This is a genomic window from Kitasatospora sp. NPDC058063, from assembly GCF_042885395.1.
Lineage (GTDB): Bacteria > Actinomycetota > Actinomycetes > Streptomycetales > Streptomycetaceae > Kitasatospora > Kitasatospora lactacystinica.
Genome location: NZ_JBHVSD010000007.1, coordinates 177963 through 184094, shown reverse-complemented (window position 1 = coordinate 184094; position 6132 = coordinate 177963). Strand labels below are relative to the sequence as shown.

The window sequence follows — 6132 nt, the reverse complement described above, 5'->3', positions numbered from 1 at the left end:
TCGACCCCCGGCCCGTGCCTTTCCTCGGCCCTCTCCCCCCTTGCCGGCGCCGCCCGTAGCCCCCCCCCGCCGCGCCCCCGACGCCCTCCCGCCAGGGAAAAGAGGTCGGAGCTCCGCCCAGGTAATAGGCTGGAGGCAGTCAGCCCGTTACCGAACCTGGAAGGACCCCTGTGGAGCTCGCCGCCTACGCCGATCTCGCCGTTCGGCTGGTGAACACCGAGGAGCCCGAGCGCGGCACCGACACGCTGACCTCCGTGGAGGCCGTGCGCGGCCTGTTCTCCGACTCCGCGCGGGCCGCCGCGCTCGCCGACGAGTCCGACCTGCCCCGGCTGCGGGCGGTGCGGACCCGGCTGCGCGGGGTCTTCGAGGCCGCCGCGGAGGGGGACGAGATCCGCGGCGTCGACCTGCTGAACAGCCTGCTGATGGAGTACCCGGTCAGCCCGCTGGTCTCCGGGCACGACTACCTGGACGACGCCGGACGGCCGCGCTGGCACCTGCACCTGGCCGACAACTCCCCCACCGCCACCGCGCACTTCACCGCGGTCGCCTGCATGGGCCTGGCCGTCCACCTGACCGAGCTGGGCGCCGACCGGCTCGGCATCTGCCAGGCCGCGCCCTGCCGCAACGCCTACCTGGACACCTCGACCAACCGCTCCCGCCGCTACTGCTCGGACCGCTGCGCGACCCGCGCCAACGTGGCCGCCTACCGCGCCCGCAAGCGCCAGGAGGCGGAGGCGGCGGCCCGGGGCCACGCGTCCTAGACGTCCTCCACCCAGGCGCCGAGCCGGCGGGCGAGGCCCGGCACCCGGGCCAGCCGCGGGGTGAGCAGCAGCCGCTCCAGCCGGCGCCCCGGCGCCAGCCAGACCGGGCTCGGACGCAGCCGCAGCAGCACCCGGCCGAGCATCAGCTCGTCCGGCACGGCGCCGTAGCTGCGGCTGTCGCTGTCCACCGGGCGGTTGTCGGAGAGCAGCCACCAGCCCGTGGCCCGGCGCTCGGCGGCCCGCTTCACCACGAGCAGGTCCTGCTGGAAGGGGTGCCGGAAGACCACCACCGCGCCCGGCCGGATCGGCGCGCCGTAGCGGACCAGCAGCTGGTCGCCCTCGCGCAGGGTCGGGACCATCGACGGCCCCGCCACGTCGATCAGTCCGAACGGCAGCGCGCCGCCCCGGTCCGGCCCCCCGGCCCCGGCGCCCTGCGGTCGCGTGCTCCGCGCCACGACTCCTCCTCCTGCTCCGCCCGCCCCCAGTCTGCCGTACGGACCGTCACCGGTCCGATGTCCGGATTACCCCGGTTCCTGGTCCGTCTTTTGCCCTAGGCCCGCCGCCCGATCGCGAAACGGCGAGGCCGGAAGGGTAATCTCGGGCGCGGGAAGACGATCTAAGGAAGGACTCCCATGTTCTCTCGTCTGTTTGCACCTCGCGCCACCGCCCACGCCCACTGCGACCTGCCCTGCGGCGTGTACGACCCGGCTCAGGCCAAGCTGGAGGCCGAGTCGGTCAAGGCCACCCAGGAGAAGTACCAGGCCAACGAGGACCCGCACTTCCGCGCCCGCGCCATCATCATCAAGGAGCAGCGCGCCGAGGCCGTCAAGCACCACATCTCGGTGCTGTGGAGCGACTACTTCAAGGCCCCGCACTTCGAGAAGTACCCGCAGCTGCACCAGCTGATCAACGACACCCTGAAGGCCGCCTCGGCCGCCAAGGCGTCCACCGACCCGGCCACCGGCCAGGCCCTGCTGGACCTGATCGCCGAGGTCGACAAGATCTTCTGGGAGACCAAGCAGGCCTGAGCCTGACGCGTCGCCACCCGACCGCCCCCGTCCGCACCGCCGGACGGGGGCGGTCGCGCGTTCCCGGTCCCACCCAGGGCCGGTAAGGGTTGCCTGCCCTGAGTGGCTGTTATGCTGCCAGGGCGTCCGAGGGGGAAGTCCGGTGTGAATCCGGCGCTGACCCGCAACGGTGAGCACGGCCCGTACCAGCCCGTACGGCCCGCGCCAGCCCGATCGCCCCCGGCCGCTGAACTCCCGACAACTCGCCGCGGACTGCGAGGGGAACGGCGCCGCGGCACGCCTTCGGCCGGCGCCCGCCCCGGCGCACCCGCGGCCCGAGGCAAGGCGCACCCGTGGACCGTGCAGTCGTGGACCGTGCAGTCGGCCCGCCCACCCGTCGAATACCCGTCGTCCCGCTCGCCGCCGGCCTCGTCGCCGCCCTGCTGCTGTCGCTGCTCTGCGGGGTCGCCCTCGGCTCCTCCGGACTCGGCCTGCCCCGGGTGCTGCGGCTGCTGGGCGCCGGGCTGACGGGCGGACGGCTGGACGCGGGCGAGGCGGCCGCGTACGCGATCGTCTGGGAGATCCGGCTGCCGCGCACCGTGCTGGCCGCCGTCGTCGGCGCCGGACTCGCCGCCTGCGGGGTCGCCGTCCAGGCCCTGGTGCGCAACGCGCTGGCCGACCCCTTCGTGCTCGGCATCTCCTCCGGCGCGGCCGTCGGCGCCAACGCCGTCCTGCTCTTCGGCGCCTTCGCCTCGCTCGGGGTGTGGGCGATCTCCGCCTCCGCCTTCGGCTCCGCGCTGGCCGCCATGACGCTCGTCTACCTCGCCGCCCGCACCGCGTACGGACTCACCCCGCTGCGCCTGGTGCTCACCGGCACCGCCCTGTCCTACGGCTTCTCCGCCGCCACCACCCTGATGGTCTTCGCCGCCGACCGCGGCGAGGCCGCCCGGGGCGCCATGATGTGGCTGCTCGGCAGCCTCGGCGGCGCCACCTGGGGCAAGGTGCCGATCGCCGCCGTCACGGTGGTGGCCGGGCTCGCGTACCTGGCCTGCGCCGCCGGGCGGCTGGACGCGCTCGCCATGGGCGACGAGACCTCCGCCTCGCTCGGCGTGGACCCGGACCGGCTGCGCCGCGAGCTGTTCGTGGTGACGGCCGCCGTCACCGGCACCGTGGTCGCGGTCAGCGGGGCGATCGGCTTCGTCGGACTGCTGATGCCGCACCTGGCGCGGATGCTGGTCGGCGCCGGGCACCGCCGGGTGCTGGTGATCGCGCCGCTCGCCGGGGCACTGCTGCTGGTCTGGGTGGACATCGCCTCGCGCACCCTGCTGGCACCCGCCGAACTGCCCGTCGGTGTGTTCACCGCGGTGCTCGGCGTGCCCGCCTTCCTGCTGATGATGCGCCGCCGCGGCCAGGCCCTCGGAGGAACCCGGTGACCGACGTGACCACGGCGGCCGGCCCGGCCGACCCGACCGACCCGGCCGCGCCCACCCCGGCGCGGGCCCAGGACCTCGCCGTCGACGCCGTCTCGGTGGAGCTGGCCGGCACCCGGCTGGTCCACGAGGTGAACCTGGCGGCCGCCGCCGGGCAGGTGGTCGGGCTGGTCGGCCCGAACGGCAGCGGCAAGTCGACCCTGCTGCGCTGCGTCTACCGGGTGCTGAAGCCGGCCGGCGGCGTGGTCCGGCTGGCCGGCGACGACCTGCACGCCCTGAGCGCCCGCGACACGGCCCGCCGGGTGGCCGCGCTGACCCAGGAGCACTCCGCCGAGTTCGACTTCACCGTCGCCGAGGTGGTCGCCATGGGCCGGCTGCCGCACCGCCGCGGCTTCGGCTCCCCGGCCGACGGGGACGCGGAGCGCTGCGCCGGGGCACTGCGCAAGGTCCGGGCCGGGCACCTCGCCGAGCGCGGCTTCCTGAGCCTGTCCGGGGGCGAGAAGCAGCGGGTGCTGTTCGCCCGCGCGCTGGTCCAGGAACCGCGCCTGCTGGTGCTGGACGAACCCACCAACCACCTCGACATCGCCCACCAGTTGGAGGTGCTCGCGCTCGCCCGCGAGGCCGGCCCGACGGTGCTCACCGCGCTGCACGACCTCAACCTGGCGGCCGGCCACTGCGACCTGGTCTACGTGCTGCGGGCCGGGCGGATCGTCGCCTCCGGCCCGCCCCACGAGGTGCTCCGCCCCGCCCTGCTGGCCGAGGTGTTCGGCGTCCGCGCCACCCCGGTGCGGCACCCGGAGACCGGCGCCCTCCAGCTGCTGTTCGACCGGCTCGCCCCCTCCTCCTGACCCGTCCCGCCTGCCCAGAGGAACCACCTTGCGCACCAAGGCCGTTGCCACCGCCGCCCTGCTCGTCCTCGGACTCACCGCCTGCGGCGCCGAGATCGCCCCGAAGGAGGCCGCCACCGCCTCCGCCCACTACCCGGTGACGGTGGACAACTGCGGGCAGAAGCTCACCTTCGCGCAGAAGCCCGCCCGGGTGGTGACCAACGACGTCAACATCACCGAGCTGATGCTCTCCCTCGGCCTCGCCGACCGGATGGCCGGCTACGTGATGCCCGACGACAAGGGCCGGATCGACAAGGTGGCCTGGAAGGACGGCTACCAGCAGACCACCTGGCTCTCCAAGAAGGTGCTCACCAAGGAGATCGCCCTGGACGCCCGGGCCGACCTGGTCCTCGCCGGCTGGCACTACGGCTTCGACGAGGGCTCCGGCGTCACCCCGCAGGCGTTCAAGGCGCTCGGCGTCGACTCGTACGTGCTCAGCGAGTCCTGCCGCAGCGGCAAGGGCACCGAGCGCGGCGTGATGGACCCGCTGGAGGCCCTCTACACCGACCTGGCCAACCTCGGCGAGATCTTCGACGTCAAGGACCGCTCCGACAAACTGATCGCGGACTTCAAGGCGCAGATCGCCGCTGTCCCGCAGCCCGAGCGCCGCCCGTCCGTCTTCCTGTACGACAGCGGGCAGGACAAGCCGTACACCGCCGGGAAGTTCGCCGCCGCCAACGAGATCATCGCCAAGGCCGGCGGGAGCAACATCATGGGCGACCTCGCCGACACCTGGGTCACGGCCGGCTGGGAGGGCGTGGTGCAGCGCGACCCGGAGGTGATCGTGATCAACGACTACGCGACGCCCGGGGCCGAGGAGAAGCGGAAGTTCCTGAAGTCCTTCCCGCCGCTGGCCAACGTCTCCGCGGTCAGGAACGACCGGATCTTCGTCATGGACTACGTCGACCTGGTGGAGAGCCCGCGCAACCCGGCCGCGGTCGGCGCGCTGGCCGAGTACCTGCGCACCGTGCCGGCCCGCTGACGGCCCCGGTCCGCTCCTCCGGGGCGGTGGCCGCGGGCGTACGCTCAAGGTACGAGCCGACGGAACCCGACCGGAGGAGCGAGATCATGACCACGATGGCGGCCCCCGGCGCCTTCGACACCCGCGCCCTGCGCGAGGGCATCGAGCGCTGCGACGCCGAGACCCTCCTCGCGCTCTACGCGCAGGACGCCGAACTGCGCATGGTCGATCGCAGGACCCAGCCCAGCCACCCCCTGGTGATGCACGGCCGGGAGGAGATCGGCGCCATGCTGGACGACGTCTACGGCCGCGAGATGACCCACAAGCTGGAACAGGTGGTGGTCCAGGGCGACCACGCCGCCTTCCTGGAGTCCTGCCGGTACCCCGACGGCGTCCGGGTGCTGATGTCCTCGATGGCCGTGCTGCGGGACGGCCGGATCGTCGACCAGACCTCCGTCCAGGCCTGGGACGAGACGGGTCCCGAGCAGTAGGCTCACAGGCATGATCCGCACCGCCGTCGCCACCGACGTCCCCGTCATCCATGCCATGATCCGCGAACTCGCGGACTACGAGCAGGCCCTGCACGAGGCGAAGGCCACCGAGGAGCAGCTGCACGACGCCCTGTTCGGCGAGAACCCGGCCCTGTTCGGGCTGATCGCCGAGGACGACGCCACCGGCGAGCCGGTCGGCTTCGCGGTGTGGTTCCGCAACTTCTCGACCTGGCGCGGCACCCACGGGATCTACCTGGAGGACCTGTACGTCCGTCCGCAGGCACGCGGCGGCGGCCACGGCAAGGCGCTGCTGCTGGAGCTCGCCCGGATCGCCGTCGAGCGCGGCTACTCCCGGGTCGAGTGGTCGGTCCTGGACTGGAACCAGCCCTCGATCGACTTCTACAAGGCGATCGGCGCGGTGCCGATGGACGAGTGGACGGTCTACCGGCTCACCGGCGAGGCCCTGGCCGAAGCCGGGCGGCGCTGAACGGCCGTCCGGAGACCGGCGAAAGGGTCTGCCACCCTGCGTCGCAATGCCTTACCATGAGTAACTCCCGAACCGGGGTGCGGAAGGCAGAGCGATGGTGGATGCGTG

Annotated in this window: 8 protein-coding genes and 1 riboswitch; of the genes, 7 read left to right on the top strand and 1 reads right to left on the bottom strand. The window is 73.4% G+C overall.

Annotated features, from left to right (window positions below; all coding sequences use genetic code 11):
• The first annotated feature begins 170 nt into the window (after window positions 1-170).
• Window positions 171-761 carry a CGNR zinc finger domain-containing protein gene (locus tag ACFVUY_RS14415; protein ID WP_387729913.1) on the top strand — a complete coding sequence of 197 codons (591 nt, stop codon included), beginning with the start codon at window positions 171-173 and terminating at the stop codon, window positions 759-761.
• Here ACFVUY_RS14415 and sodX read toward each other — a convergent pair.
• Entirely contained in the window at window positions 758-1120 is a 363-nt protein-coding gene (gene sodX / locus ACFVUY_RS14410; RefSeq protein ID WP_387730069.1) for a nickel-type superoxide dismutase maturation protease, read from the bottom strand. The genes ACFVUY_RS14415 and sodX overlap by 4 nt on opposite strands.
• Window positions 1121-1393: 273 nt before the next feature.
• Here sodX and sodN point away from each other — a divergent pair, with 273 nt between their 5' ends.
• From sodN to ACFVUY_RS14380, 6 genes are all read left to right on the top strand, one after another.
• On the top strand, window positions 1394-1789 hold the full coding sequence (gene sodN / locus ACFVUY_RS14405; RefSeq protein ID WP_045699892.1) for a superoxide dismutase, Ni: 396 nt from the start codon (window positions 1394-1396) through the stop codon (window positions 1787-1789).
• Between the two features lie 89 nt (window positions 1790-1878).
• Window positions 1879-2029, top strand: a riboswitch (cobalamin riboswitch).
• A 107-nt stretch (window positions 2030-2136) separates the two neighbouring features.
• A complete protein-coding gene (locus ACFVUY_RS14400; protein WP_387695210.1) occupies window positions 2137-3201 on the top strand; it encodes a FecCD family ABC transporter permease in 1065 nt (354 codons plus the stop codon).
• 95 nt (window positions 3202-3296) lie between these two features.
• Window positions 3297-4046, top strand: coding sequence for an ABC transporter ATP-binding protein (locus ACFVUY_RS14395; RefSeq protein WP_380355833.1), 750 nt, complete (start codon window positions 3297-3299; stop codon window positions 4044-4046).
• Between the two features lie 28 nt (window positions 4047-4074).
• Complete coding sequence (locus ACFVUY_RS14390) at window positions 4075-5067, top strand: ABC transporter substrate-binding protein (RefSeq protein ID WP_387729911.1); 993 nt, start codon at window positions 4075-4077, stop codon at window positions 5065-5067.
• Window positions 5068-5153: 86 nt separating this feature from the next.
• Window positions 5154-5537, top strand: a complete 384-nt coding sequence (locus ACFVUY_RS14385) for a nuclear transport factor 2 family protein (RefSeq protein ID WP_387695208.1) — start codon at window positions 5154-5156, stop codon at window positions 5535-5537.
• A 10-nt stretch (window positions 5538-5547) separates the two neighbouring features.
• Window positions 5548-6024, top strand: coding sequence for a GNAT family N-acetyltransferase (locus ACFVUY_RS14380; RefSeq protein ID WP_380548207.1), 477 nt, complete (start codon window positions 5548-5550; stop codon window positions 6022-6024).
• The last annotated feature ends 108 nt before the right edge of the window (window positions 6025-6132 follow it).